Raw genomic sequence first — 25,878 nt, forward strand, 5'->3', positions numbered from 1 at the left:
CAATGGTTGAATCCGACGGCATCGGCAAGTCGACCAGCGGCGAGCCCGGAGCCGGCGAGGCCGCGCAGGCCCTGCGCGCGATTCTCCAGACCCAATATCTTCGCTATATGATCATCGGCACCTGGGCGCTCGGCCTGCTGGCGACGGTGGGCTTCACCAGCGCGGCCCTGTGGTTCGTCGGCACGATCGCCGCCGGTGCCATCCGCGGCGCGGTCGAGAAGCGCATCAGCGACCGGGTCGGTGCGGGCTGGGGTCTGGTTTTCCCGGCCGTCGCGACCGCGACCACCGCCGCCTGGGCCACCGCCCCCCTGATCGCCTGGTATTCCGGCCATCCCTTCGGCCCCGCCCTCGCCGCGACCCTGCTGGTCTGCGGCTATGTGCTGGTGTTCTCGCAGCTGCGCGCCTCGCCGCGCCAGGCACTGGTCATCTCCTCGCCCTATGGCGTGACCGCGACGGTCATCCTGGTCAGCATGTGGGGCGGCCCGCTGTTCTGGCCCTTCCTGTCGATCCTGCCGCTGGCGGGGTCGGGTCTCGTGGTCCTGGTCATGATGACCATGTTGCGGGAAGAGCGCATCCGCGCCTTCCAGGAGCACCAGTCCCATCTGATCGAGGAACTGGAGGCCGCGCGCGACAGGGCCAACGCCGCCAGCGACGCCAAGTCCAACTTCCTCGGCGTCATTTCACACGAACTGCGCACCCCGATGAACGGCGTGCTCGGTGCCGCCCAGCTGCTGGCCGCCACGCGGCTGGAGCCGACGCAGCGGGACTATCTGTCGATCATCCGTAACTCCGGCGACAATCTGCTGAGCCTGCTGAACGACATCCTCGACATGACCAAGATCGAGGCCGGCAAGATGACCTTCGAAATCGTCGATGTGTCGATCGAGGATCTGCACAAGCGGGTGACCGGTCCCTTCCAGGCCCAGGCCGAGGCCAAGGGCCTGAACTTCAACGCCCGGTTCGAGGGCGATATTCCGGCGGTCGTGCGCGGCGATCCGCTGCGCGTCTGCCAGGTCATTCACAACCTGCTCTCCAATGCGGTGAAATTCACCGACAAGGGCGATGTCTCCTACACCGTACGCGGCGAGCGGCTGGAAAACGGCCGTGTGCGCTTCGACTTCGCCGTCACCGATTCCGGCGCCGGCATTGCCCCGGACGATCTGGCGCGGCTGTTCCAGCCCTTTACCCAGGTCGACGCCTCCTCGACGCGCCGTTTCGGCGGCACGGGGCTGGGCCTGACGATTTCGCGGCGCATGGCCAATATCATGGACGGCGACATCAGCGTGGTGTCGACCCTGGGTGAGGGTTCGACCTTCACCTTCACGGTCGAGGCCGACGTCGTCGAATGGGTCCGCCAGGCCGCCGCCGAGCCGATCCATGCCGAAATCAAGGACGGGAAGGCGCTGAGCGTCCTGGTCGTCGAGGACCACCCGGTCAACCGCATGATCCTCGAGGCCTGGATGGGCTCCGCCGGCCACGGTTGCGCCACGGCTGAAAATGGTCAGATCGCCGTCGAGGCCGCCGGCGAGCAACGCTTCGACCTGATCATGATGGACGTGAACATGCCGGTGATGGACGGCCTGACCGCGACGCGGGCGATCCGCGCGGGTGAGGGCCCCAACCATGACACCCCCATCGTCGTCCTGTCGGCCTCGGCCCGCAGCGAGGATCACGCCGCGGGACTGGACGCCGGCGCTGACGCCTATCTGAACAAGCCGATCGATTTCGCCGCCCTGGCCAAGGTCATGAACCGCGTCGGCGGCGGGCGTTCGGCCATCCGGGCCCTGGTCGACACCGGCGAGACGGCCGCCGCGGCCTGAGCCGGCGGCAATCGCGTTCAAAAGGCGACCGTCTTCTGAACCCCGGGTGACCCGCATCGTTCAGACCCGGCTCAATCGCCCGGGACCAGAGTGCAGCCAAGTCGAAATCCTTCGGCCGCACCTGGAGACGTCTCATGAAGAAGATTCTCACCGCTGCCATCGCCGCGACGCTCGCCATGAGCTCGCTGGGCGTGGCCTCCGCCGCTGAAGCTCAAACGCGCGGCAACTACGAACAACGCCAGGATCGCCGCGATGACCGTCGTGACGACCGGGGTGATCGCCGCGAAGAGCGTCGCGATGATCGCCGCGACGACCGCAACGACCGCCGTGAGTGGCGTCAGGACAGCCGCGACGACCGTCGTGAGTTCCGTCAGGACCAACGCGCCTACGGTCGCTGGCAGCAGTCGCAGCGCCGCTACAACGCGGGCCGCTACTACGCCCCGCGTGGCTACCAGCAGCGTGACTGGTCGTACGGCCAGCGGATGCCGTCCTACTACCGCTCGAACCAGTATGTCGTGAACGACTACAGCCGTTACGGCCTGCGTGCCCCGCCCCGCGGATACCACTATGTCCGCAGCGGCAATGACGTGGTTCTCGCCGCCATCGCCGGCGGTCTGATCACCGCCGTGATCGCCGGCCTGTTCAACTAGGACACGCCGACAGCCTGAAGTGCGCCCCGCAGGGAAACCTGCGGGGCGTTTTCATGTCAGCGGCGCGCGTCCCGCCAGGCGGGGTCGCGGTCGCCGGTCAGTCCGCACAGCTGCAGAAAGCCGATGACGGTCGCCGTCCGTGCAGGCGCAGGCCGGGCGAGGAACAGCTGCGGCGCGGCCTCGGCGCGGGCTGTCAGGGGCAGGACGACCCACCGATCGGGGAAGCGCCGCACATCGATGTCGGGATCGGCCTTCAGGTGCGGGCAGTAGCGCAATGAACGGTCGACGCAGGCCTTGTGCAGCGGCGCGATGGCTCCGGCGTCGATCAGGACGCTGTCATCGGTCAGGTCCGCCGGCAGCCGATCCCCCCGGCCGCTCACCCTCAGGCGGCCGGCGGTGACGGGGTGCGCGACCTGTGTCCAGCGGTCGTCCGCGGCCGTGGGCTCGCCACACATCGGACAGCGCATGTCGCGGACCGACAGCCGTTGGCGCACCGCGTGGTTCTGCGAATACAGGGGCTTGCCCTGCCCGGGCCGGTCAGCCTGAAGGATGGCCAGGGCCCCGCCCACGGACGGGCAGGGGCCGGCACCCAGCGACGGCTCTCCCGTCCAGCTGGTGACCCAGGGCACGTCGATGCCGACCTTCAGGGACGATGGCTTCATGGGGGCTCCTGCGGCTAATCCTGCGCGGTCGCGCCGCCGCCGTCGAGCAGCGTTTGCGGTGCGCCGGGGTTCCAAATCCGGGCGGAGGCGTTAGACCCGCCGCATGGTCTCCCGCATTCCCACACTGAACCAGGTGATTTCAGCCAGCGAAAAGGCCGCTGCGGTCGACACGGCCATGATCAGCAAGATGACCGACATGGTGGGCGACTTCGCCGTCAACCTGTCGATCGCCGTGATCATCCTCGTCGCCACCGTGCTGGTGTCCCGATGGGTCTCGGGGATCACGCGAAGGATGCTGTCGCGGGTCCGGGGCTTCCGCCACGACCGGACGGTGGTCAGCTTTGTCGTCCAGGTGGTGCGGGTCGTCGTCTATATTGTCGGCTTCATCGCCGTGCTGCAGCGACTGGGCGTCCAGACCACCTCGATCATCGCCGTGCTGGGAGCCGCTTCCCTGGCGGTCGGTCTGGCGCTGCAGGGCACGCTGTCGAATGTCGCGGCCGGCGTCCTGTTGCTGGTGCTGCGTCCCTACAAGGTCGGCGACGTCATCGAGGTCGGTGGTGCTTCAGGGACGGTGCAACGGCTCGACCTGTTCGTGACCCAGATGTCGAACGCCAACAATCACAAGATCGTGGTGCCCAATTCCAAGGTGCTGGGCGACGTCATCGTCAATCTGACCGGCCAGAAGACGCGGCGCATCGAGATCCTGTTCACCGTCGGCTACAGCGCCAACCTGAAGCAGGCGAGGGCGGTCCTGGCCGGCGTCGCGGAGGCGCATGAAAAGGTGCTGCCGGACCCGGCGCCCTGGGCCGGGGTGACGAACCTGCTCGACAGCGCCGTCGAGGTGACGCTGCAGGCGTGGGTCGAGGTCGACGACTGGTGGCAGGTCAAGGCCGACCTGTTCCAGGCGGGCAAGGAGGCGCTGGACGCCGCCGGGGTGGAAATCCCCTTCCCGCATCAGGTCGCCGTGGCCTATGAACCGCCCGCGCCGGGGCCTGATCCGGTCGAGAAGCCGAAACCCGAACCTGAACCCCAGACCCCCGCGCCGGCTCCGCGTCGCCGTCGGCTGGGCCGGAAAGCCTGATTGCATGCGTTACGATTTCGGCTCCGACAACACCGCCGGCATGGCACCCGCCGCGCTGGACGCACTGATCGCGGCCAATGAGGGCTATGCCCGGGCCTATGGCGCGGACGACGTTACCGCCCGCACCGCCGATCTGATCCGCGCGCGTCTCGACGCCGACGCCGAGATCCGGTTCGTCTTCTCCGGGACGGCAGCCAACGCCATCGCCCTGTCCATGCTGGCCTGGCCGCACGAGGCGGTGCTGGCGCATCACGCGGCCCACGTCTGCACCGACGAGACGGGCGCGCCCGGCTTCTTCGGCTCCGGCGTCGGCCTGATCGGCCTGCCCGGCCTCTCGGGCAAGATCGAGCCGCTCGCGCTGCAGGCCATGCTCGAGGAGCCCGAGGTCGGCCACCGCCAGCCCCCGGCGGCGCTCAGCCTGACCCAGTCCACCGAATACGGCACGGTCTATACCGAAGAGGAACTGCGCCACCTGATCGAGCCGGTGAAGCTCAAGGGCCATGGCGTGCATATGGACGGCGCGCGGCTGGCCAATGCCGCGGCGGGCGGTTTCGACCTGAAACAGATCGCGCGGCTGGGCGTCGATGTGCTGGTGTTTGGTGGCGCCAAGGCCGGGGCCAACTGCGCCGAGGCCATCGTCATGTTCGACAAATCCCTGGCCCGCCGGATCGACAACCGGTTGAAGCAGGCCGGGCAGACCGCCTCCAAGACCCGCTTCCTTGCCGCCCCGATCCTCGGCCTGCTGGAGAGCGGCGACTGGGAGGCCGGCGCGGCCCACGCCAATCTGATGGCGCAGCGGCTGGCCGCGGGCATCGTCGCCGGCTCGCCCTTCGTTCTGGCCCATCCGGTCGAGGCCAATGCCGTGTTCGTGCGCATGCCGCCCGAGGCACACCAGCGGCTGAACGCGGCGGGCTGGGCCTGCTATCGCTTCGACGACGGCTCGGTGCGGTTCGTCTGTTCATGGGCGACGCAGGCAGACGCCGTGGACGAACTTTTGCAGGCCATCGCAACGCTTTGAGCCCGGCGTCATTGAACAGTCGCTATGCCCTACCTAGATAGAACAAAGCATGACCATTCTCGTCTGACGGCGATCGGTCCGGGGCCGGAGAGACTGTCATGAACGCACCATCTCGCATCGCCGACCGCACGGCGGACGACCTGATGGCTTTCCGGATCGTCCGCGCCGCCATGCCGGTGCTGGCCGAGGGACTGGGCGCAGAGGATCTGGGAGCCCAGTCCATGCCTGACTGCAGCCCCGGCAAATGGCATCTGGCTCACACCAGCTGGTTCTTCGAGGCCTTGATCCTGGGCGAGGAGCCGGGCTACCAGCCCGTCGATCCGCGCTTCCAGACCCTGTTCAACAGCTACTACGAGGCGCTCGGGCCCCGCGTCGAACGCCCCGTGCGCGGCCTGATGACCCGGCCCTCGCTCGACGAGGTGCTGGCCTACCGGCGCGAGATCGACCGCCGGATGGCGCAATGGCTGGGCAGCGGGCCCACCGATCCGCGCCGCCTGTATCTGTTCACCCTCGGCCTGCATCACGACCAGCAGCATCAGGAGCTGTTCCTGATGGACATCCTGAACCTGATGGCGCGCTCGCCGCTGGATCCCGCAGCCTACCCGACAGAGCCGCGCGCGCGTCCGACGCAGACGGCGAGGGGCGGCTCCACCCGGTTCGACGGAGGACTGGTCGAGATCGGCCACGACGGCACCGGCTTCGCCTTCGACAATGAAGGGCCGGCGCACCGTGTCTGGCTCGAGCCCTATGCGCTGGCCCATGATCTAGTGACCAACGCCGACTGGATCGCCTTCATCAATGACGACGGCTATTCCCGCCCCGAACTGTGGCTGTCTGACGGCTGGGCGACGGTGCAGGCCGAGGCCTGGGCCGCGCCCCTGTACTGGCGGCGCGAGGGCGAGGAGTGGACGAGCATGGGCCTGACCGGCCGGGCGTCGGTCGATCCCGCGGCGCCGGTCCGCCACCTCAGCTTCTACGAGGCCGACGCCTATGCGCGCTGGGCCGGCAAGCGGCTGCCGACCGAGGCGGAATGGGAGCATGCGGTGCGCTGCCGTCCGGAGGCCTTCTCCAATGCCTTCGGCGAGGTCTGGCAATGGACCGCCAGTGCCTATGCGCCCTATCCGGGCTTTCGGCCGACCGAAGGCACGGCGTCCGAGTACAACGGAAAATTCATGGCCAACCAGATGGTGCTGCGCGGCTCCAGCTTCGCCACGCCCGTCGGCCATGCGCGGACCAGTTACCGGAACTTCTTCTACCCCCACCAGCGTTGGGCCTTTACCGGCCTGCGGCTGGCCGAGGCCGCGCCGGCACCGCTGGTCCGCGCGACGGATCAGGGCGAGACGGCCCGCTTCCGCCGCGATCTGGTCGCGGGACTGTCGCGCTCGCCCAAGGTGGCCTCGCCGAAATGGTTCTATGACGCCGAGGGCTCACACCTGTTCGAGGCCATCACCCGCCTGCCGGAATACTATCCGACGCGGCAGGAGGCGGCCCTGTTGCGGCGGGTCGCCCCGGAATGGGCCGCGCGGTTCGGGCCGGACGCGGCCCTGGTCGAGTTCGGCTCGGGGGCCAGCGAGAAGACGCGGATCGTCCTCGACGCCGCACAGGGGCTGGGTGCCTATGTGCCCATCGACATCAGCGCCGATGCGCTGGACGCCGCCGCCCGACGCATCGCCGAGGCCTATCCGGCGCTGACGGTGACGCCGCTGGTCGGCGACTTCCTGCATCTGGGCGCACTGCCGGCCGGCATCGGCCAGGGCCGCCGCATCGGCTTCTTCCCGGGCTCGACCATCGGCAATCTGGAGCGGGAAGAGGCCATCGCCTTCCTGACAGCCGCCCGCGGTCTGCTCGGCCCGGACGCCCTGTTCATCCTCGGGGTTGATCTGGCCAAGGCCCCGGAGACGCTGATTGCGGCCTACGACGACTCCGCCGGTGTCACCGCCGCCTTCAACCGCAATCTGCTCGTGCGCGCCAATCGCGAACTGGGCGCGGGGTTCGATGTGGACTCCTTCGCTCACCGCGCCCTCTGGAACGCCGGGGCCTCTCGCATGGAGATGCATCTGGAGGCGACCCGCGACATGACCGTCCTGCTGGATGGCCGGAGCCTCGCGTTCCGGCAGGGAGAGACCATCCATACGGAAAGCTCGCGGAAATACACCGAGGCGTCCGTGCGCGAACTGGCAGGGGCGGCCGGCTGGACGGTCGCCGGTTTCGAGACCAGCCCGGATCCCGCCGTGGCCCTGGCCCTGCTGGAGGCCTGAACAAAAAAGGCGGCGACCGGAGCGGTCACCGCCTTTCAGTTCCGGTTGGCCGGGCCGCCTATTCGGCGACGGGCGGCTTGTTGGCCGGGCGGGCACCGTGGGAGGCTTCACCGCCCTTGCGGCCGGCCTGGGCCGCCAGACTGCGGTCCTGCGAGAAGCTGCGCTTTTCGCTGGGGACGCTGGCACCACCCTTGCGGGCGATCTCGCGTTGACGTTCCGGGTCCATCGAGGCGAAACCCCGTTTGGACACGCCGGATGCTCGTGTGGGCTGGCCTTGAGCCATCAGGGAATCCTTTCGTGGCGACGGTAGAGGTTGCCCAATGAACCCCCCGCCTCCCGTCCGGTTCCGGATTTGCGGTCACGGAATTGCGAGCGAATCACAGGGTTTGGGCGAGCAACGGTCATTGGCCGCCGTAGGGCCGGGCGTCGCCGGGGCCGCCGCCGCCGGGGTCCTGTTGCGGCATTTCCTCGGGGACGTCGGACGGGTCGATATCCGGCCCGGGGGTGTCGGGCGGCATGATCTCCGGCTCGCCGCCGGGGCTGTCGGGCTCGATGAAAGTCATGGCGTTCTCCTTCTGGGAAGGAGAACGCGGCGGCGGCCGACGCCGTTCAATCACGATTGGATGTGATCGGGTCTCAGGACGGACCGGAGGCCGGCCGGGCGATCGGCGTGCCGCGCATGGCGGCGTCCGACACAAAGGGATTGCTGCGCCGCTCGGCCCCGAAGGTCGAGGTCGGCCCGTGGCCGGGCACAAAGGTGACGTCGTCGCCCAGCGGCCACAGCTTGGTGGTGATGGCGTGCAGCAGGCTGGCGTGGTCACTGCGCGGGAAGTCGGTCCGCCCGATCGATCCCTGGAACAGCACGTCCCCGACCTGGGCGAAGCGGGCCTCACGGTTGAAGAAGATCACATGACCCGGCGTGTGGCCGGGGCAGTGGAACACCTCCCAGGTGGTTTCGCCCAGCGTCAGGACATCGCCGTCGCCCAGCCAGCGCGTCGGGGTGAAGCTGCGCGCCTCCGGAAGTCCGTACATCTGGCCCTGGGCTGGAATGCCGTCGATCCAGAACTGGTCGTCGGGATGCGGGCCGATGATCTCCAGCCCGGTCTTCTCCTGCATCTCGGCCGCGCCGCCGGCGTGATCGAGGTGGCCGTGGGTGATCCAGATGGCGTCGAGCGTCAGCCCCTGCCTGGCCACGGCCCCCAGCAGGCCGTCCACCGAGGCCCCCGGATCGATGATCGCGGCCTTCATCGTCTTGCGGCACCAGACCAGGGTGCAGTTCTGCTGCAGGGGGGTCACGGGGAAGACCGCGACGCCGAGGGGGGAGGGGGAGGAACTCATCCTGCCTGGATAGCGCGCCGGCGTCCTTCCCGAAACCGTCCCGTTCCCCGCGTCTCACGTTGACCTTTCGGACGGTCATAGACATAAGGGCGGGCTTCAAAGGTGCCGCCTCCCCGGAAACGGATTTGGGGCGGCCCTTTTTGTTTTACCCACACAGCGCAGCGCCTGCCCAAAAGGTGCCGCCCCAGAGCGTCAGAATCCCGGCCATGCAAGTTGTCGAAAAGTCCAACGAAGGTCTCAGCCGCGTCATCGCGGTGACCATCCCCGTCGCCGAGCTGAACCAGAAGCTGGACGCGAAGCTGAAGGAAGTCGCGCCGCAGATGAAGCTGAAAGGCTTCCGTCCCGGCAAGGTCCCGATGTCTCACGTCAAGAAGACCTTCGGCCGCGACCTGATGGGCGAAATCGTCAATGACGCGCTGAACACCTCGAGCCAGAAGGCCCTGGACGACGCCAAGGTGCGTCCGGCCGCGCCCGCCGAGATGAAGCTGACCTCCGACATGGAAAAGGTCATCGCCGGTACGGAAGACCTCGCCTACGAAATGGCGCTGGAAGTCATGCCCGACTTCACCCCGACCGACATCAAGAAGCTGAAGCTGGAACGCCCGACCTACGAAGCGTCGGATGCCGATCTGGACGAGGCCCTCACCGAGCTGGCCGGTCAGGCCAAGTCCTATGAGGACAAGAAGGGCAAGACCGTGAAGGCCGCCGAAGGCGACGAGGTCACCATCGACTTCCTCGGCAAGCTCGACGGCGAACCCTTCGAGGGCGGTGCCGCCGAGGACACCCAGCTGGTGATCGGCTCCAACCGCTTCATCCCGGGCTTCGAAGAGCAGCTCAAGGGCGCCAAGGTCGGCGACGAGACCGTCCTGAACGTGACCTTCCCGGCCGACTATCAGGCCGCGCATCTGGCCGGCAAGGCCGTGACCTTCGACGTCAAGGTCAAGGCCATCAAGGCCGAGGCTCCTGCCGTCGTCGACGAGGACTTCGCCAAGCGCATCGGCATCGAGTCGCTCGACAAGCTGAAGGAGCTGCTGCGCACCAACCTGAACCAGCAGTACACGGGCGCCGCCCGCTTCAAGCTGAAGCGCGCCCTGCTGGACGCCCTGGACAAGGCCCACGACTTCCCGCTGCCGCCCAAGATGGTCGAGGCCGAGTTCGACGGCATCTGGCAGCAGGTCCAGGCCGACAAGGAAGCCGGCCGCCTGCCGGAAGAGGACGCCAAGAAGTCCGAGAAGAAGCTCAAGGACGAGTACCACAAGATCGCCGAGCGCCGCGTGCGTCTGGGTCTGGTGCTCGCCGAGATCGGCCGCGCCCACAACGTCCAGGTCACCGACCAGGAGCTGAACAACGCCATCATGAACGAGGCCCGCAACTATCCGGGCCAGGAGCGTCAGGTGCTGGACTTCTATCGCCAGAACCCCAACGCCGCCGCCCAGATGCGCGCCCCCATCTATGAGGAAAAGGTCTGCGACCTGATCTTCGACACCGCCAAGGTGACCGACACGCCGATCACCAAGGAAGAGCTGCTCAAGGAAGACGACGACCTCTAGGTTCGACGTCCGACCTGACGAACCCGCCCCGCCGCGACCCTGTCGCGGCGGGGCTTTCGTTTCCGGGACCTCCGGCGTGCAGGTTTCCGACCGGCCGGAACGCTGGTAGGCTGCGTGTTCAGTCAGTCCGGGACACGCGCATGTTGTACGCCCTCTTGACCGCCGCCCTGTTGGTGTCGCCCCAGTCCGCGCCGGCCGCGCAGACGGCTCCCGCCTCGCAAGACCCTGTCCGCCTTGAAGACGTGGTGGTTGATGCCCGGCGGCTGGAAGACACCACCGAGGCCTATGTCGACCAGGTCGCGGCGCCCGCCCGCCGCCGCGGTCTGGCCCGCTGGAAGGACGGCATGTGCGTCGGCGTGGTCAATCTGGAGCGGGAGGCCGCCCAGTACCTGGCCGACCGGGTTTCCGATGTGGCCCGCGACCTGGGCCTGCGCGCCCATGAACCCGGCTGCCATCCCAGCGTCCTGATTGTCGCCACCAGCGACGGGCCGGGCTTCACAGAACAGTTCGTGGCGATGCGCCCGCGGCTGTTCCGGGTCGGAGGCGCGGGCATGGATCGCGGCAGCGCGGAGCTCCGCGATTTCGTCAGCGAGGAGCGGCCCGTCCGCTGGTGGCACGTCAGTCTGCCGGTGGACAGCGAGACCGGCGACCCGGTGGTGCGCATGCCCGGCTATATTTCGGGCTCCGGCGCCGCGGGAACCCTGGAAGACACCGCCCAGCAATATGCGCCGCAGACCCGGGTCCAGATTCCGTCCCGCCTCAACGACCAGACCGAGGACATCCTCAAGCGCGTCTTCATCATCATCGACGTCGACCAGCTCAACGGCGCCAGCATCGAACAGCTCGGGGACTATGTGGCCATGGTGGCCATGGCCCAGGTCGATCCTGACGCGGACACGGGTCAGTTCGACACCATCCTCAACCTGTTCGGCGATCCCGCGACGGCCCCGACCGGCCTGACCGGCTGGGACCGGGCCTATCTGGACGGCCTGTACGATCCGAACTCGGAAACCCACCGCATCAACCAGCGCGTCCAGGTCCAGGCCGTCGCCGCCGCGATCGCCAGTGCCTACCGCGGCAGTTCCGCCGAGCCGGAAGACCTCGAACAGCCCTGAATTTGCGGCCGAATATCGCGTTCAGGTGGTGTGGGTCAGGATTGACCCGTCAGTATGGCGCGGTCAGGATGTGGGCCTGATACCAGAGGGTTTGCCATGTCGTCCTTGTCCGCCGTTCTGTCGGTGACCCTTGCCCTCGCCGCCGGCGCGGCCTCCGCCCAGGAACCTGCCGGGCGGCCACCGGCGCAGCCTTCCGCCCAGCTTGAGGATGTCGTCGTCGAGGGTCGCCAGCTTGAGGCCATGGTCCGCAGCTTCGTCACCGACGTCTCGCAACCGGCGAACAACCGCGGACTGGCCCGCTGGAACCGGCCGATCTGCGTCGGCGCGGTCAATCTCCGCATGGATGTCGCCCGGTATGTCGTGGATCGCATCTCCGACGTCGCCCGCGAGCTCGAGGTCGAGGCGGGCGAGCCGGGGTGCCGGCCGAACGTCCTGATCGTCGCCGCCGTCGACGGTGCCGGCCTCGCCTCGGCCCTCGTTGAAGACCGGCCGCGCAATTTCGACCTGCGTCACAACGGCACGGACGCGGGGACGCGGGCGTTCCGGAACTTCCGGACCGGAGATCAGCCGGTACGCTGGTGGCAGATCAGCATGCCGATCGACGCCGAGACCGGCCAGCGCGCGGTGCGCCTGCCGGGGGACGAACAGCCGCCGCGGATCTACGTCTTCGCCGCCTCACGTCTGCGCACCCAGATCCGCGATGACATGGTGCGCTCCATCATCATCGTGGACGTCGACCGTCTGGGCGGGGCCAGTCTGGTCCAGCTGGCCGACTATCTGACCCTTGTGGCCCTGGCCCAGGTCGATGCGGAGGCCGACACCGCTCCCTATCCGACGATCCTGAACCTCTTTGCCGACCCGGCGTCGGCTCCGGCGGGCCTGACCGACTGGGACCGATCCTATCTGACGGCCCTGTACGAGCATGATCAGCTGCGCATCAACCGGAACAGCCAGGTCCGCGCCGTGGCCGAGGCCGTGGCCCGCGACCGGCGCGAGGCGGGTGCCGCGGACGCGGAGTGATCCGTCTTTCGTGACGCCTTCGCGCCTTGCGTCAACGGTTCGGCAACGCGATATCCTGTCCAACAGGGCGAGCGACCGGTGAGTCGCACCCGAATGCATCCCGAGAAGGCCCACATGCGCGATCCCATCGAACTGATGAACATGAACCTCGTTCCCATGGTGGTGGAGCAGTCCAGCCGGGGCGAGCGCGCCTTCGACATCTTCTCGCGCCTGCTGCGTGAGCGGATCATCTTCCTGACCGGGCCCTTCGAGGACGGTATGGCCTCGCTGATCTGCGCCCAGCTGCTGTTCCTGGAATCGGAGAACCCGAAGAAGGAAATCAGCATGTACATCAACAGCCCCGGCGGACAGGTGTCCTCGGCGCTCGCGATCTACGACACCATGCAATACATCCGCTCGCCGGTTTCGACCGTCTGCATGGGCATGGCCGCCTCGGCCGGTTCGCTGATCCTCGCCGCCGGTGCCGCCGGCCAGCGCGTGGCCCTGCCGAACGCCCGCATCATGGTGCACCAGCCCTCGGGCGGCTTCCGCGGCCAGGCCTCGGACATCGAACTGCACGCCGCCGACATCCGCTACACCAAACGCCGCCTCAACGAGATCTACGTCCACCACACCGGCCGGACCTATGAGGAAGTCGAACGCACGCTCGACCGCGACCACTTCATGAGCGCCGAGGAAGCCAAGGCCTGGGGCGTCGTCGACCACGTCTATGACCGCCGCGAACAGGCCGAGGGCGACGGTGTGAAGACCGTCTGACACCCGACGGACAACAATGCTGAAAAGGCGCGTCGGAGACGGCGCGCCTTTTTCTTTGTGCTATCAGGTCGCCATGCAGACGCGCGACAACACCGGGACCGTCGAGATCGACGGCGACATCTACCATTGGGAGCTGCGGCGACAGCCCCGGCCGCTGAGCGGCGGCAAGTGGGAGGGGATCGCCGTGACGCTGCGGCTGGCCGACTTCAAGCGGGAGGCCATTGTGCAATTCCCGCCGCCCCTTCGCCCCAACGGCCGTCCGGACACGGAGAAGCAGTTCGTGAACCCGGACCACATTCGCAACGCCGTCACCGCGGTGATCGAGGCCGGATGGAACCCGACCTCGCGCGGCAAGCCCATGGTCTTCGACGTCGACGCCGACGGGCGCTGACCGCCCGGCTCAGCCCTTGAAGCGCCGGAATCCGGCCTCGTCCGCCATGGCAAGCATCTCGGTGTCGCCCGTGGTGTCGCCATAGGCCGCAGCAAGCTTCATGTCTGCGCCGAAGGCCTCCCGCAGCCGGCGCACCTTTTCCTCACCCCGGCAGTTGGCGGTCGCGAATGCGCCGGCGACGCGGTCGTCAGCGTCGAAGACCAGTTGCGTGCCCAGCAGGGCCTCGGCCTCCAGCCTGCGTGCGAACGGGGCCACGGTGGTCTCGGGGCTGGCGGTCACGATGACGCGATAGGCGCCTCGCCGGCCCCAGTCCTGCCAGCAGGCGAGGGCGTCATAGCGGATGAATCCGGGCCAGACCTGGCCGGCGAAGGCCTCCGCATCGGCTTCCAGCTGCGCGCGCGGCGTGCCTTTGAGGAACTCCCGCACCGAGGCGGCCTTGAGTCGGCCCCGGTCGCGGTGACCGGCATAGCCGATCAGGTCCGGCGTCATCCGCGCCAGCCCGCCCAACCAGCCGTCCGCGCCCGCCCGCCAGCGCAGGAACTGCGTGAAACTGTCGCGAACCGTCAGCGTGCCGTCGAAATCAAAGGCCACAATGGCCTGATCCTTGCGCGGCAGCTGGTGAATCAGGGCAGGGCTTCCCATGTCAGACATTCGCCGCGATCTCCCTCGACATTTGACCGTCCGCTTCGGACTCCGGCCACGCTTGGCCGGGGTTGTGGAGGGGCTCGGTATGGGTGATTGTCAATTTTTGAAGACCTTTGCGCCCATTGTCCGGGAATCAAACGCGAAGGATGCGCGTTAGCCCCATATCGGGGTGAACCGCGGGAGTGAGAAGACTCGATGACCAAAGCCGCCGGCACCGACGCCAAAAGCACGCTCTACTGCTCGTTCTGCGGGAAGAGCCAGCACGAGGTGCGCAAGCTCATCGCCGGACCGACCGTGTTCATCTGCGATGAATGCGTCGAGCTCTGCATGGATATCATCCGCGAAGAGCACAAAATCTCGTTCTCCAAGGCCAAGGACGGCGTGCCGTCGCCGAAGGAGATCCGGGAGGTCCTGGACGACTATGTCATCGGCCAGTCGCACGCCAAGAAGGTGCTCTCGGTCGCGGTCCACAACCACTACAAGCGCCTGAACCACGCGACGAAGAATAACGACGTCGAACTGGCCAAGTCCAACATCATGCTGATCGGGCCGACCGGCTCGGGCAAGACGCTGCTGGCCCAGACGCTGGCGCGCATCATCGACGTGCCCTTCACCATGGCCGACGCCACGACCCTGACCGAAGCCGGTTATGTTGGTGAAGACGTCGAGAACATCATCCTGAAGCTGCTCCAGGCCTCGGACTACAACGTCGAGCGGGCCCAGCGCGGCATCGTCTACATCGACGAGATCGACAAGATTTCGCGCAAGTCGGACAACCCGTCGATCACCCGTGACGTCTCGGGCGAGGGCGTGCAGCAGGCCCTGCTGAAGATCATGGAAGGCACCGTCGCCTCCGTGCCCCCGCAGGGCGGCCGCAAACATCCCCAGCAGGAGTTCCTGCAGGTCGACACTGCCAACATCCTGTTCATCGTCGGCGGTGCCTTCGCCGGCCTCGAGAAGGTGATCACGGCGCGCGGTGACGGGGCCTCGATCGGCTTCGGCGCCAAGGTCAAGGAAGTCGACGAGCGCCGCACGGGCGACATCCTCAAGGGCGTCGAGCCGGACGATCTGATGCGCTTCGGCCTGATCCCCGAGTTCATCGGCCGTCTGCCGGTTCTGGCGACGCTGGAGGACCTGGACGAGCCGGCGCTGGTCACCATCCTGACCGAGCCCAAGAACGCCCTGGTCAAGCAGTACAAGCGCCTGTTCGAGATGGAGAATGTCGATCTGACCTTCACCGACGACGCCCTGACCGCGGTCGCCAAGAAGGCCATCACCCGCAAGACCGGTGCCCGCGGCCTGCGTTCGATCCTCGAAGGCATTCTGCTGGAGACGATGTTCGAACTGCCGACCTTCGAAGGCGTCGAGGAAGTGGTCGTCAATGCCGAGGTGATCGAGGGCAAGGCCCAGCCTCTGCTGATCTACTCCGAGACCAAATCCAAGAAGGCCGCGCCCGACAGCGCGGCCTGATCCCCCGGGATCAGAATACTGAAAGGGCGGGTCCGGCGACGGGCCCGCCCTTTTCCTTGCGCTCCGGACACCGGCCGGCACACAGATGATGCACGACGGCAACAGGCCGCCGGAGCGACAGGACGACCGCTTCGGCCGCATTCCCGCAACATCCATGCGCCATGGCCGGCTGGCAGCCCCGGATCATGCAGCCTTGCCGCCTGTGGACGGAAGGAGTGGTTCGGTGCCCGTTACGCTTGAACCGCGCCGTTCGTAAACCACATACTCATCCGAAGGCCGCTGAATGGCGGGCCGAGTCGAAACGGCGGGGCAGAGGCGCCCCGCACGCCGCCGCGGCGGGTCCGAGATCAACGAGGACCCCGTGAGAGTTGCATCATGACTGACACCAAAACCCTGCCCGTGCTGCCGCTGAGAGACATCGTCGTCTTTCCGCACATGGTCGTCCCGCTGTTCGTGGGCCGCGAGAAGTCGGTCAAGGCGCTCGACGAGATCATGAAGGGCGAAAAGCAGATCCTGCTGGCCACCCAGAAGAACAGCGTCGACGACGACCCCTCCGCTGACGCCATCTATCCGATCGGCGTCCTGGCCACCGTGCTTCAGCTGCTCAAACTGCCCGACGGCACCGTCAAGGTGCTGGTGGAGGGCAAGAGCCGGGCCCGCCTGACGAAATTCACCGACCGCACCGAATATTTCGAGGCCGAGGCCGTCGAGATTGCGGACGAACCGGGCGAGCCCGCCCAGTCGGAGGCCCTGCTGCGCGCCGTGATCGAGCAGTTCGAAAACTATGTGAAGCTGAACAAGAAGGTGCCGCCCGAGGCCCTCAGCTCCATCCCCCAGATCACCGACCCGTCCAAGCTGGCCGACAGCGTGGCGGCCCATCTGTCGGTCAAGATCGGCGACAAGCAGGGCCTGCTGGAGACCATCGCCGTCCCGGAACGGCTGGAGAAGGTCTACGGCCTGATGGAGGGCGAGATCTCCGTCCTGCAGGTCGAGAAGAAGATCCGCTCGCGCGTGAAGCGCCAGATGGAGAAGACCCAGCGCGAATATTATCTGAACGAGCAGATGAAGGCGATCCAGCGCGAGCTGGGCGAGACCGACGACAGCCGTGACGAGATCATGGAGCTGGAGAAGCGCATCCGTAAGACGCGCCTGTCCAGGGAAGCGCGGACCAAGGCCGAGGCCGAGGTCAAGAAGCTGCGCAACATGAGCCCGATGTCGGCGGAATCGACGGTGGTGCGCAACTACCTCGACTGGCTGCTGTCGATCCCGTGGGGCAAGGCCAAGTCGAAGGCCATCGACCTCAACAAGGCCGAAGCCATCCTCGAGGAGGACCACTACGGCCTCGAGAAGGTCAAGGAACGCATCATCGAATATCTGGCGGTCCAGGCCCGCACCAATACGCTGAAGGGCCCGATCCTGTGCCTCGTCGGCCCTCCGGGTGTCGGCAAGACCTCGCTGGCCAAGTCGATCGCCAAGGCCACGGGCCGGGAATACATCCGCATGTCGCTGGGCGGCGTACGCGATGAGGCCGAGATCCGCGGCCACCGCCGGACCTATATCGGCTCCATGCCGGGCAAGATCATCCAGTCGATGAAGAAGGTGAAGACCACCAACGCCTTCATCCTCCTGGACGAGATCGACAAGCTGGGTGCCGACTGGCGCGGGGATCCAACCTCGGCCCTGCTCGAGGTGCTGGATCCGGCGCAGAACAACGCTTTCGGCGACCACTATCTGGAGGTCGACTACGACCTGTCGAACGTCATGTTCGTGACCACGGCCAATACGCTGAACATGCCCCAGCCCCTGCTGGACCGCATGGAGATCATCCGGGTCAGCGGCTACACCGAGGACGAGAAGGTCCAGATCGCCCTGCGGCACGTCCTGCCGAAGGTGACGGAGGAAAACGGCCTCAAGCCGGCGGAATTCGTCGTGCCGGAGGAGATGGTCCGCGACCTGATCCGCTACTACACCCGTGAAGCCGGTGTGCGTTCGCTGGAACGCGCCCTGGGCGGCCTGGCCCGCAAGGCGGTACGGGAAATGGCGCGCGAGAAGTCGCTGTCGATCACCATCGACGCCGAGAAGCTGGCCAAATACGCGGGCGTCCGGAAATACCGCTACGGCGAGACCGACGAGGAGGATCAGGTCGGCATCGTCACCGGTCTGGCCTGGACCGAGTTCGGCGGCGAGATCCTGACCATCGAGGCGATCAAGATGCCGGGCCGCGGCCGCATGACCGTGACCGGCAACCTCAAGGAGGTGATGAAGGAGTCCATCTCCGCCGCCGCCTCCTATGTCCGGGCCCGCTCGCTCAGCATCGGCGTCAAGCCGCCGATGTTCGAGAAGACCGACATCCACGTCCACGTGCCCGACGGCGCCACGCCCAAGGACGGTCCCTCGGCCGGTGTGGCCATGACGGTCGCCATGGTCTCGGTCCTGACCGGCATTCCGATCCGCAAGGACATCGCCATGACCGGCGAGATCACCCTGCGCGGCCGGGTCACCGCCATCGGCGGCCTGAAGGAGAAGCTGCTCGCGGCCCTCCGCTCGGGCATCAAGACGGTGCTGATCCCCGAGGAGAACGAGAAGGACCTCGCCGACGTGCCCGACAATGTGAAGGGCGCGCTGGAGATCATCCCGATCAAGACCGCCGACGAGGCCCTGAAATGGGCCCTGACCGGCAGCCTCACCCCGGTCGAATGGGACGAGGCCGCGGATCCGCTGCCGGCCGCCCAGCCGGTCCAGGACCCGGGCGCGGCCGTCGCCACGCACTGACGGTCTGAAGCAGACAGAAAGAAACCCGCCCGGATCGCTCCGGGCGGGTTTTGCTTGCCGGCAGGGCAGGGGCGCATCGCGGCCTTGCATTGGGTCGAGCTTTGGCGTCCCTCCATCTGACGGTCGTGCGATTCCAGCGACCATGGCGGGTTCCGCGCTTTTCCGGCGTTCCTTCCGTCTCCACTTGGGGAAGCGTCCGCTTGTCAGATCCACACCACCTTCGTCGCGTGCAGCTGATCCGGAAGGCGGCGCTGCTCTTCGCGCTGCTGGCGGCCTGTGCCCTCGCCGCGATCACCAACACCTTCGCATCCGTTCCCTGGCTGCACGATGGCGTCGAGGTCCTCGGGAGGGCCATGATCGTCATCTGCGTGGTCGGCCGCGCCTGGTGTTCGCTGTACATCGGCGGGCGGAAGAAGGCGGAGATCGTGGCCGGCGGGCCGTATTCGCTGTGCCGCAATCCGCTCTATCTGTTCAGCTTCATCGGCGCCTTCGGCATGGGTGCCCAGACCGGCAGCATCGTCATCGCCGCGCTGTTCGTCGTCATCGCCTTTGCGGTCTTCTACGTCACCGTCCGGCAGGAGGAGGTCTGGCTGACCGCCACCTTCGGCGATGAATACCGGGCCTATTGCGCGCGTACCCCCCGGTTCTGGCCCCGGTTCTCGAAATGGAGAGACACCGACACCATCGAGGTACGGCCGGTCTTCTTCCTGACGACGCTGCGGGATGGCCTGGCCTTCTTCCTGGCCATCCCGATCTTCGAGGCGCTGGAGCACGCCCAGGCCGTGGGCTGGGTCCGTGTCCTGTTCAGTCTGCCCTGATAGCGGTCAGAGGCTGTCGACCATCACCAGTTCGGCGTCGTCCTTCGCCGTGATCGTGATCTCCGCCTCGTCCTTGATCGCCGCGCCGTCGCGGGCGTTCAGCGCAACGCCATTGACTGTGACCGTCCCGACCGCCGGCACCAGATAGGCGCGGCGGCCCTCGGCCAGGCTGTAGGTCAGGCTCTCGCCGGCCTTCAGCGTCGCGCCCAGCACACGGGCGTCGGCATTGATGGTCAGGGCCTCGTCGGTCGGATCGCCCGAGGCCAGGACCGAGAATTTGCCGGTCCGGTCGCTCTTCGGAAACTCCTTCGCGCCCCAGCTGGGCGTCGCGCCGCGTTTGTCGGCCTCGATCCAGATCTGGAACAGGGTGGTCATCTCGTTCTCGAGATTGAACTCCGAGTGACGTACGCCCGTGCCGGCGCTCATCACCTGCACGTCGCCGGCCCCGGTGCGGCCCTTGTTGCCCATGGAATCCTCATGGGTGATGGCCCCGGTGCGGACATAGGTGATGATCTCCATGTCGGCGTGGGGGTGGGGCGGAAAGCCCGACTTCGCCGCGATCTCATCGTCATTCCAGACGCGCAGCCGGCCCCAGCTCATGCGGGCGGGGTCATAATAGTTGGCGAATGAGAAATGGTGTCTGGCGTTCAGCCAGCCGTGGTTGGCGCCGCCGAGGGTGTTGAAGGGTCGAACGTCGATCATGGGGATGCTCCCGGGACTCCGAGGGTTATGAACCTCGCTGGCGTCTATATAGGCAACAGTGTCGGTGGCGAAAGAGGCTATCCGACCTGCGCCCTGTGCCTCAGCATCGCATCCGCCAGCACACAGGCCGCCATGGCCTCGACCACCGGCACGCCGCGCAGGGCCACGCAGGGGTCGTGTCGTCCCTTGGTGCGCACCTCGGTCTCGGTCCCGTCGCGGGTGATGGTCTGGCCCGGCGTCAGGATGGAGGAGGTTGGCTTGAACGCGACCCGTGCCGTCAGCGGCTGGCCCGTCGAAATGCCACCCAGAACGCCACCCGCATGGTTTGACAGGAAGACCGGCCGCCCGTCCTCGCCCAGCCGCATGGCGTCGGCGTTCTCCTCGCCGGTCAGTTCGGCCGAGCCGAAGCCCGCGCCCATCTCGATGCCCTTGACCGCATTGATCGACATCATCGCCGCCGCCAATTCGGCGTCCAGCTTGCCATAGAGCGGCGCGCCCCAGCCGGCGGGCAGGCCCGTCACCTCCAGCGCCACCACCGCCCCGATCGACGAGCCGGCCTTGCGCACGCCGTCGAGGTAAGACTCCCAAGCCGGGACGACCGTCGCCGAGGCCGCGAACAGGGCGTTGTCGTAGACCGCGTCGAAATCCACCGCCTCTGGCCTTATCCGGTGCGGTCCGAGCTGGATCACCCCGGCGCGGATGCGGACCGCCTCGCCGAGCACCTTGCGCGCCACCGCCCCCGCCGCGACCCGCATCGCGGTCTCGCGCGCCGAGGACCGGCCGCCGCCGCGGTGGTCGCGGACGCCGTATTTGGCCTGGTAGGTGTAGTCCGCATGGCCGGGCCGGAAGGCGCGGGCGATCTCGCCATAGTCCTTCGACCGGGCGTCCTCATTCTCGATCTGGATGGCGATGGGCGCGCCGGTGGTGACCGGGCCGTTCCCGTCGTCGAACACGCCGGACAGGATGCGCGCCGTGTCGCTCTCCTGCCGCTGGGTGACGAAGCGGCTGCCGCCGGGCTTGCGCCGGTCCAGCCAGGGCTGCAGGTCGGCCTCCGTCAGGGGGATCAGCGGCGGGCAGCCGTCTACGACGCAGCCGATCGCCGGCCCGTGGCTCTCGCCCCAGGTCGTCACGCGGAACAGATGGCCGAAGCTGTTGTGGGACATCGGACGACCTAAGCCGCCAGCCGGTCCGGCGTCCAGACGCGTGTGAAGCGGATCAGCAGGTCCTCCGCCGGCGAAGGCGCTTCTTCGGACGGCTCCAGCGTCACGAACAGATGACCCTGCGGGCGCGAACCGCGCGCGGGCAGGCCGAGCCCCTTGAGCCGGAGGCGCAGCGGCTGATGCCCGGCGACCAGCCAGGCCGAGCGCGGCCCGGCATGGGTCTCGATCTCCAGCCGCCCGCCGTCGGCCAGCACCCGATGCGACACCGAACGGGTCATGTAGAGGTCGTCGCCGACAGCGCTGAGCCCGTTCGCGCCGCGCACCAGAACCGGCAGATAAAGGTCGCTTCCGTCCTCGCCCGCCGCCCGGAGCCGCAGATGTTCGGCGGTGCGCAGGCCCGCGGGCACCCGGATCCGCAGCAGGCGCGCGCCCATCCGCACCTCGGCGAGGCCGCCGTTCAGCGCTTCGAGCGGGCCGATCGCCACCACCGGCGGGGTCGCCGGGCGCACCCTCGGCGCCTCAAGCGCCAGCGGCGCGGTCTGGTGCTGGACCAGCCGCCAGGCCGCGATCGTCTTGCGGAACCTTGCGTCGCTGCCGCCTGCGGCTTCTGGCCGCGCCGCCTTGATGGCGATGCGGAAGGCGGCGGTCAGGGCCGCGCCGTCCACAGGGCCGGTGAGGCCGAGCAGGGCGTAGGCCTCACGGGTCGAGGCGACTTCAGGGAGCGATCGGGCGCGCATCGGCGCACTAAGGCCCTGCACATGGTCAAGGCCCGGTTAACCGTGAAGCCTCTCCCCAGCGGGGCCATGAAGGTCTATCTGCCGTTCATGACCGCACCCGTGATCCCCCCGAGCCCGACCCGCGAAGAATATGCGGCGGACTATGCCGCCGCCCTGGCCGCCAATGGCGACGAGACCATCTTCGATCGCATCGAGCCGTTCGGCCTGTTCGTCGACTGGCTGGGCGACGCCAAGGGCACCGAGCCGAACGACGCCAATGCCATGGCGCTGTCGACCGTGGACGCCGCCGGCGCGCCGGACAGCCGGATGGTGCTGCTCAAGGACGTCGATGCACACGGCTTCACCTTCTATTCCAACCGCGAGAGCGCCAAGGGGCTGAACCTGGCCGCCCATCCCCGCGCGGCCCTGCTGTTCCACTGGAAGTCCCTGCGGCGTCAGGTGCGGGTGCGCGGTGCCGTGGAGCCGGTCACGCCGGCGGAGGCCGACGCCTATTTCGCCAGCCGCGCCCGCGAGAGCCGCATCGGGGCCTGGGCCTCGGACCAGTCCCGGCCGCTGGACAGCCGCGCGGCGCTGGAAGCCGCCGTTGTCCGTGAGACCGCCCGCTTCGAGGGTGCCGATGTGCCCCGGCCCGAGCGCTGGACCGGCTGGCGGGTCGTCCCGGACAGCATCGAGTTCTGGCGGGACCGCCCGTTCCGCCTGCACGACCGGCTGAGGTTTGACCGCACAGGCGCGGACTGGACCCGGACCCGTCTCTGGCCCTGAACGTTCAGGCTCGACCTCTCAGGCCCCGTAGCGGGCCAGGAAGGTATCCACCGCGTCCTCGACAATCTCGGCATTGGTGCGCCGGACCGCGATCTCGTCGCCGGTGACCAGCGGCACGAAGAAGACCGGGTGCTCGATCATCCCCATCAGGTGACCCGCCGCGCGGGAGGGCCGGTCGATGGGCTTGAGGGTGCCGGCCGCGCTCTGGACTTTCAGGATGCTGATGAGGGTGGCCCCGAAGGCCAGTTGGCCGTGTTCGAAGAACCGCTGCGCCACCGCCTGGAAACGCGGTCTTTCCGCCATCACGAGACGGAAGACGGCCCGGACGAAGGGGTCGCTCATGAAGGCGGCATAGGCATCCGCGAAGCTGATCAGCTGCTGGCGGGCGTCACCATCCAGGGATACGACGCCGGCCATCTGCCGCGCGAAATCCTGGGCGGCGTCGTCGATCACGGAAGTGAACAGCTGGGCCTTGCCCTCGAACAGCGCATAGAGGGTCGCCGTCGAAACGCCCGCCTCCCGGGCGATCGGCTCGATCTTCGTCGCCGCATAGCCGTCGCTGACGAAGGCCTTGCGGGCGTAACGGAGGATCGCCTGTCGCTTGGGATCGAGGGTGGCGTGAGAGCCGACGCCGGGGCCGTGCATGTAATTCGTCACTCGCTGAATGTGGCAGGGTGACGTGTGAGACCGCGGGCGGTCAAGGCCAGAAGAACGCTGTTCTCGCCTATTCCCCCAAAATGGGTACCAGCAAGGGGTGCGCAAGCACCGGGGCCGCCAGCCGCACCACGGCCTGGGGATCCTCGAGACGCACGGCGGCGGTGGCGTCGGCCACGATGAAGTCGGCGTTCAGCCGTGAGGGCTCGGTCAGCCGTTCATGCCCCGGCCGGACGGTGGCCAGATACTGGGCGATCACCGAATCCGCCGTCCGGCCCCGCTCGGTCTGGTCGCGGAGCAGGCGGCGGATGAACCGGATATCCGCCGGTGTGTCGACGAACACCCGAATGTCGAACAGGGCGGTCAGGTCGGGCGTGCAAAGCACATGGGTGCCCTCGACGATGACCACCTCGGCGGCCCGCACCGGCTCTCCGCCCGGCTCCCGCCCGTGGTGGATGAAGGAATAGAGGGGGGCCTCGATGTCCCGTCCCGCCTTAAGCTCGGACAGGTCGCGGACCATCAGTTCGTGGTCCCGCGCCGCCACGTCGTCGAAATCAAAGGTCGCGGGATCGAAGTCGGGCAGGCTCGCCGCGTCGCGATAATAGGCATCCTCGCGCAGCAGCACCGCCGCGCCTTCGGGCAGGGCAGAAACCAGGGCCTCGGCGAGCGTGCTCTTGCCGGAGCCGGAGCCACCGGTGATGGCGATGAGGATGGGCATGAACCGCTTCCAGGACCGGAGACAGGGTTTGGCAAGGCCCGTCTAACGGCAGGGTGACCTCACGTCACGTTGCTTATCACCGATCACGCCGATAGCGTGTTTCCCAAGCGCCTCGAAAAGCAGGTGCAGGCTTGAGGGATCGTGATGCTCGGATTGATGCAGGACTGGCCGCTGACGGTCGACAAGATCCTGGACCACTCGAAGAATTGGCATGGCCATCGCGAGGTGGTGACCCGTTCGGTCGAGGGACCGATCGTGCGCACGACCTATGCCGAGATCCACGCGCGGGCCAAACGGGTCACAAGCGTTCTCAAGGACTGGGACATCAAGGTCGGCGACCGGATCGCCACCCTCGCCTGGAACACCAGCCGCCATATGGAGGTCTGGTACGGCATCATGGGCATGGGTGCCGTCTGCCACACCCTGAACCCGCGGCTGTTCCCGGAACAGCTGATCTACATCATCAACCACGCCGAAGACCGGATCATCTTCGTCGATATGACCTTCATCCCCTTGCTGGAGGCGGTGCTGCCGCACTGCCCGTGCGTGCAGCGGGTCGTCGTCCTGACCGACGAACTGACCATGCCGGCGACCAAACTGCCGGGCGCCGAATGCTATGAGGCCCTGCTGGGTTCGGCGTCGGAGGACGTGGCCTGGGGCGGGTTCGACGAGCAGACGGCCTGCGGCCTCTGCTACACCTCGGGCACGACCGGCAATCCGAAGGGCGTGCTGTATTCCCACCGTTCGAACTTCATCCACACGCTGCTGGGGATGCAGGCCACGGTGCTCGGGCCATCGCCGAGCGAGGTGATCCTGCCGGTGGTCCCGATGTTCCACGCCAACGCCTGGGGCATCGCCTTCGCCGGCCCCGCCTCGGGTGCCAAGCTGGTCATGCCGGGCGCGCGCATGGACGGTGAGGCCATCTATGAGCTGATCGAGCGGGAGGGCGTCACCTTCTCGGCCGCCGTGCCGACCGTCTGGCAGGGCCTGCTGGCCCACCTGCGCGAGAACAATCTGAAGATCCCGACGGTCAAGAAGGTCCTGATCGGCGGCTCGGCAGTGCCCGAGAGCCTGATCCGTGCCTTCCATGACGAGTTCAACATCGAGGTGCTGCAGGGCTGGGGCATGACCGAGACCTCGCCCATCGGCACCCTCTCGACCATGACGCCTGAACTCGCCGCCCTTCCGTACGACGAGCAGATGAAGTGGCGCGTCAAACAGGGCACGCCGCCGTTGGGCGTCGAACTCAAGCTCAAGAACTATGCCGGTCAGGAGATGCCCCATGACGGGCACACCTACGGTCGCCTCATGATCAAGGGCCCGACCATCTCGGGTGCCTATTTCAAGGGCGAGGGCGGTGACATCCTCGACCATGAGGGCTTCTTCGACACGGGCGATGTCTCGACCATCGACGAGCAGGGCTTCATGCAGATCACCGACCGCGCCAAGGACGTGATCAAGTCAGGCGGTGAGTGGATCAGCTCCATCGAGATCGAGAACATCGCGGTCGGCCATCCGAACGTCGAACTGGCCGCCGTCATCGGCGCGGCCCATCCGAAATGGGACGAGCGCCCGGTGCTGATCGTCAAGCTGAAGCCCGATCAGGTGCAGAACAAGCAGGAGCACCTCGACTTCCTGCAGGGCAAGATCGCCAAATGGTGGATGCCGGACGACGTCGTCTTCGTGGACGACATCCCCCTCGGAGCCACGGGCAAGATCGACAAGAAGCTGCTGCGCGAACGGCTCAAGGACTATCGTCTGCCGACGGCGGGGGGCTGATC

The 25,878-nt window shown here is 67.4% G+C and carries 25 protein-coding genes; 15 read left to right on the top strand and 10 right to left on the bottom strand.

Going from position 1 to position 25,878, the window contains the following annotated elements; genetic code table 11:
* Positions 1-2 precede the first annotated feature (2 nt).
* Together KB221_05875 and KB221_05880 are read left to right on the top strand one after the other, a co-directional pair.
* Positions 3-1,820: a response regulator gene (locus tag KB221_05875; GenBank protein WIY70547.1), complete on the top strand. Its 1,818-nt coding sequence runs from the start codon at positions 3-5 to the stop codon at positions 1,818-1,820.
* Positions 1,821-1,954: 134 nt separating this feature from the next.
* Positions 1,955-2,470, top strand: a complete 516-nt coding sequence (locus KB221_05880) for an RcnB family protein (GenBank protein ID WIY70548.1) — start codon at positions 1,955-1,957, stop codon at positions 2,468-2,470.
* A 56-nt stretch (positions 2,471-2,526) separates the two neighbouring features.
* On the opposite strand, the gene KB221_05885 is transcribed toward KB221_05880, so the two are convergent.
* Positions 2,527-3,132 (bottom strand): hypothetical protein, encoded by a 606-nt coding sequence (locus tag KB221_05885; protein ID WIY70549.1) that lies wholly within the window; start codon positions 3,130-3,132, stop codon positions 2,527-2,529.
* Between the two features lie 103 nt (positions 3,133-3,235).
* On the opposite strand from KB221_05885, the gene KB221_05890 reads away from it, so the two are divergent.
* The 3 genes from KB221_05890 (at position 3,236) to egtB (ending at position 7,489) form a co-directional block, all read left to right on the top strand.
* The gene (locus tag KB221_05890; GenBank protein WIY70550.1) at positions 3,236-4,213 is read left to right on the top strand and encodes a mechanosensitive ion channel; all 978 of its coding nucleotides are present in this window, start codon (positions 3,236-3,238) and stop codon (positions 4,211-4,213) included.
* Positions 4,214-4,217: 4 nt separating this feature from the next.
* Entirely contained in the window at positions 4,218-5,231 is a 1,014-nt protein-coding gene (locus KB221_05895; GenBank protein WIY70551.1) for a beta-eliminating lyase-related protein, read from the top strand.
* Between the two features lie 98 nt (positions 5,232-5,329).
* On the top strand, positions 5,330-7,489 hold the full coding sequence (gene egtB, locus KB221_05900; GenBank protein WIY70552.1) for an ergothioneine biosynthesis protein EgtB: 2,160 nt from the start codon (positions 5,330-5,332) through the stop codon (positions 7,487-7,489).
* Positions 7,490-7,547: 58 nt separating this feature from the next.
* On the opposite strand, the gene KB221_05905 is transcribed toward egtB, so the two are convergent.
* The 3 genes from KB221_05905 to KB221_05915 form a co-directional block, all read right to left on the bottom strand.
* Positions 7,548-7,772 (bottom strand): general stress protein, encoded by a 225-nt coding sequence (locus KB221_05905; GenBank protein ID WIY70553.1) that lies wholly within the window; start codon positions 7,770-7,772, stop codon positions 7,548-7,550.
* Positions 7,773-7,890: 118 nt separating this feature from the next.
* On the bottom strand, positions 7,891-8,052 hold the full coding sequence (locus KB221_05910; GenBank protein WIY70554.1) for a hypothetical protein: 162 nt from the start codon (positions 8,050-8,052) through the stop codon (positions 7,891-7,893).
* Positions 8,053-8,125: 73 nt separating this feature from the next.
* Positions 8,126-8,827 carry an MBL fold metallo-hydrolase gene (locus tag KB221_05915; protein WIY70555.1) on the bottom strand — a complete coding sequence of 234 codons (702 nt, stop codon included), beginning with the start codon at positions 8,825-8,827 and terminating at the stop codon, positions 8,126-8,128.
* Between the two features lie 206 nt (positions 8,828-9,033).
* Here KB221_05915 and tig point away from each other — a divergent pair, with 206 nt between their 5' ends.
* The 5 genes from tig (at position 9,034) to KB221_05940 (ending at position 13,659) form a co-directional block, all read left to right on the top strand.
* Complete coding sequence (gene tig / locus KB221_05920) at positions 9,034-10,377, top strand: trigger factor (protein ID WIY70556.1); 1,344 nt, start codon at positions 9,034-9,036, stop codon at positions 10,375-10,377.
* A 140-nt stretch (positions 10,378-10,517) separates the two neighbouring features.
* Positions 10,518-11,492: a hypothetical protein gene (locus KB221_05925; protein ID WIY70557.1), complete on the top strand. Its 975-nt coding sequence runs from the start codon at positions 10,518-10,520 to the stop codon at positions 11,490-11,492.
* Between the two features lie 96 nt (positions 11,493-11,588).
* Entirely contained in the window at positions 11,589-12,512 is a 924-nt protein-coding gene (locus KB221_05930) for a hypothetical protein (GenBank protein ID WIY70558.1), read from the top strand.
* A 114-nt stretch (positions 12,513-12,626) separates the two neighbouring features.
* Complete coding sequence (locus KB221_05935; GenBank protein ID WIY70559.1) at positions 12,627-13,268, top strand: ATP-dependent Clp protease proteolytic subunit; 642 nt, start codon at positions 12,627-12,629, stop codon at positions 13,266-13,268.
* A gap of 73 nt (positions 13,269-13,341) precedes the next feature.
* Entirely contained in the window at positions 13,342-13,659 is a 318-nt protein-coding gene (locus KB221_05940) for a hypothetical protein (protein WIY70560.1), read from the top strand.
* Between the two features lie 9 nt (positions 13,660-13,668).
* Here KB221_05940 and KB221_05945 read toward each other — a convergent pair whose 3' ends face one another.
* Positions 13,669-14,310, bottom strand: coding sequence for an HAD-IB family hydrolase (locus KB221_05945; protein WIY70561.1), 642 nt, complete (start codon positions 14,308-14,310; stop codon positions 13,669-13,671).
* Between the two features lie 189 nt (positions 14,311-14,499).
* On the opposite strand from KB221_05945, the gene clpX reads away from it, so the two are divergent.
* The 3 genes from clpX (at position 14,500) to KB221_05960 (ending at position 19,364) form a co-directional block, all read left to right on the top strand.
* Positions 14,500-15,774 carry an ATP-dependent Clp protease ATP-binding subunit ClpX gene (gene clpX, locus KB221_05950; GenBank protein WIY70562.1) on the top strand — a complete coding sequence of 425 codons (1,275 nt, stop codon included), beginning with the start codon at positions 14,500-14,502 and terminating at the stop codon, positions 15,772-15,774.
* Positions 15,775-16,149: 375 nt separating this feature from the next.
* On the top strand, positions 16,150-18,546 hold the full coding sequence (gene lon / locus KB221_05955) for an endopeptidase La (GenBank protein WIY70563.1): 2,397 nt from the start codon (positions 16,150-16,152) through the stop codon (positions 18,544-18,546).
* Between the two features lie 227 nt (positions 18,547-18,773).
* Entirely contained in the window at positions 18,774-19,364 is a 591-nt protein-coding gene (locus KB221_05960) for an isoprenylcysteine carboxylmethyltransferase family protein (GenBank protein ID WIY70564.1), read from the top strand.
* Positions 19,365-19,370: 6 nt separating this feature from the next.
* Here the strand turns inward: KB221_05960 and KB221_05965 are convergent, their stop codons facing one another.
* From KB221_05965 to KB221_05975, 3 genes are all read right to left on the bottom strand, one after another.
* Positions 19,371-20,066 (bottom strand): pirin family protein, encoded by a 696-nt coding sequence (locus tag KB221_05965; protein ID WIY70565.1) that lies wholly within the window; start codon positions 20,064-20,066, stop codon positions 19,371-19,373.
* Between the two features lie 77 nt (positions 20,067-20,143).
* Positions 20,144-21,229, bottom strand: a complete 1,086-nt coding sequence (gene aroC, locus KB221_05970; GenBank protein ID WIY70566.1) for a chorismate synthase — start codon at positions 21,227-21,229, stop codon at positions 20,144-20,146.
* Positions 21,230-21,237: 8 nt separating this feature from the next.
* Positions 21,238-21,963, bottom strand: coding sequence for a DnaJ C-terminal domain-containing protein (locus KB221_05975; protein WIY70567.1), 726 nt, complete (start codon positions 21,961-21,963; stop codon positions 21,238-21,240).
* Positions 21,964-22,050: 87 nt separating this feature from the next.
* Here KB221_05975 and pdxH point away from each other — a divergent pair, with 87 nt between their 5' ends.
* The gene (gene pdxH, locus KB221_05980; GenBank protein WIY70568.1) at positions 22,051-22,725 is read left to right on the top strand and encodes a pyridoxamine 5'-phosphate oxidase; all 675 of its coding nucleotides are present in this window, start codon (positions 22,051-22,053) and stop codon (positions 22,723-22,725) included.
* A gap of 18 nt (positions 22,726-22,743) precedes the next feature.
* Here the strand turns inward: pdxH and KB221_05985 are convergent, their stop codons facing one another.
* Both KB221_05985 and udk read right to left on the bottom strand, forming a co-directional pair.
* Complete coding sequence (locus KB221_05985; protein WIY70569.1) at positions 22,744-23,382, bottom strand: TetR/AcrR family transcriptional regulator; 639 nt, start codon at positions 23,380-23,382, stop codon at positions 22,744-22,746.
* Between the two features lie 67 nt (positions 23,383-23,449).
* Positions 23,450-24,097, bottom strand: coding sequence for a uridine kinase (udk, locus tag KB221_05990; GenBank protein WIY70570.1), 648 nt, complete (start codon positions 24,095-24,097; stop codon positions 23,450-23,452).
* A 144-nt stretch (positions 24,098-24,241) separates the two neighbouring features.
* Here udk and KB221_05995 point away from each other — a divergent pair, with 144 nt between their 5' ends.
* On the top strand, positions 24,242-25,876 hold the full coding sequence (locus tag KB221_05995; GenBank protein WIY70571.1) for a long-chain-fatty-acid--CoA ligase: 1,635 nt from the start codon (positions 24,242-24,244) through the stop codon (positions 25,874-25,876).
* Positions 25,877-25,878 lie beyond the last annotated feature (2 nt).

This window comes from Aquidulcibacter paucihalophilus (assembly GCA_030285985.1).
Classification (GTDB): domain Bacteria; phylum Pseudomonadota; class Alphaproteobacteria; order Caulobacterales; family Caulobacteraceae; genus Brevundimonas.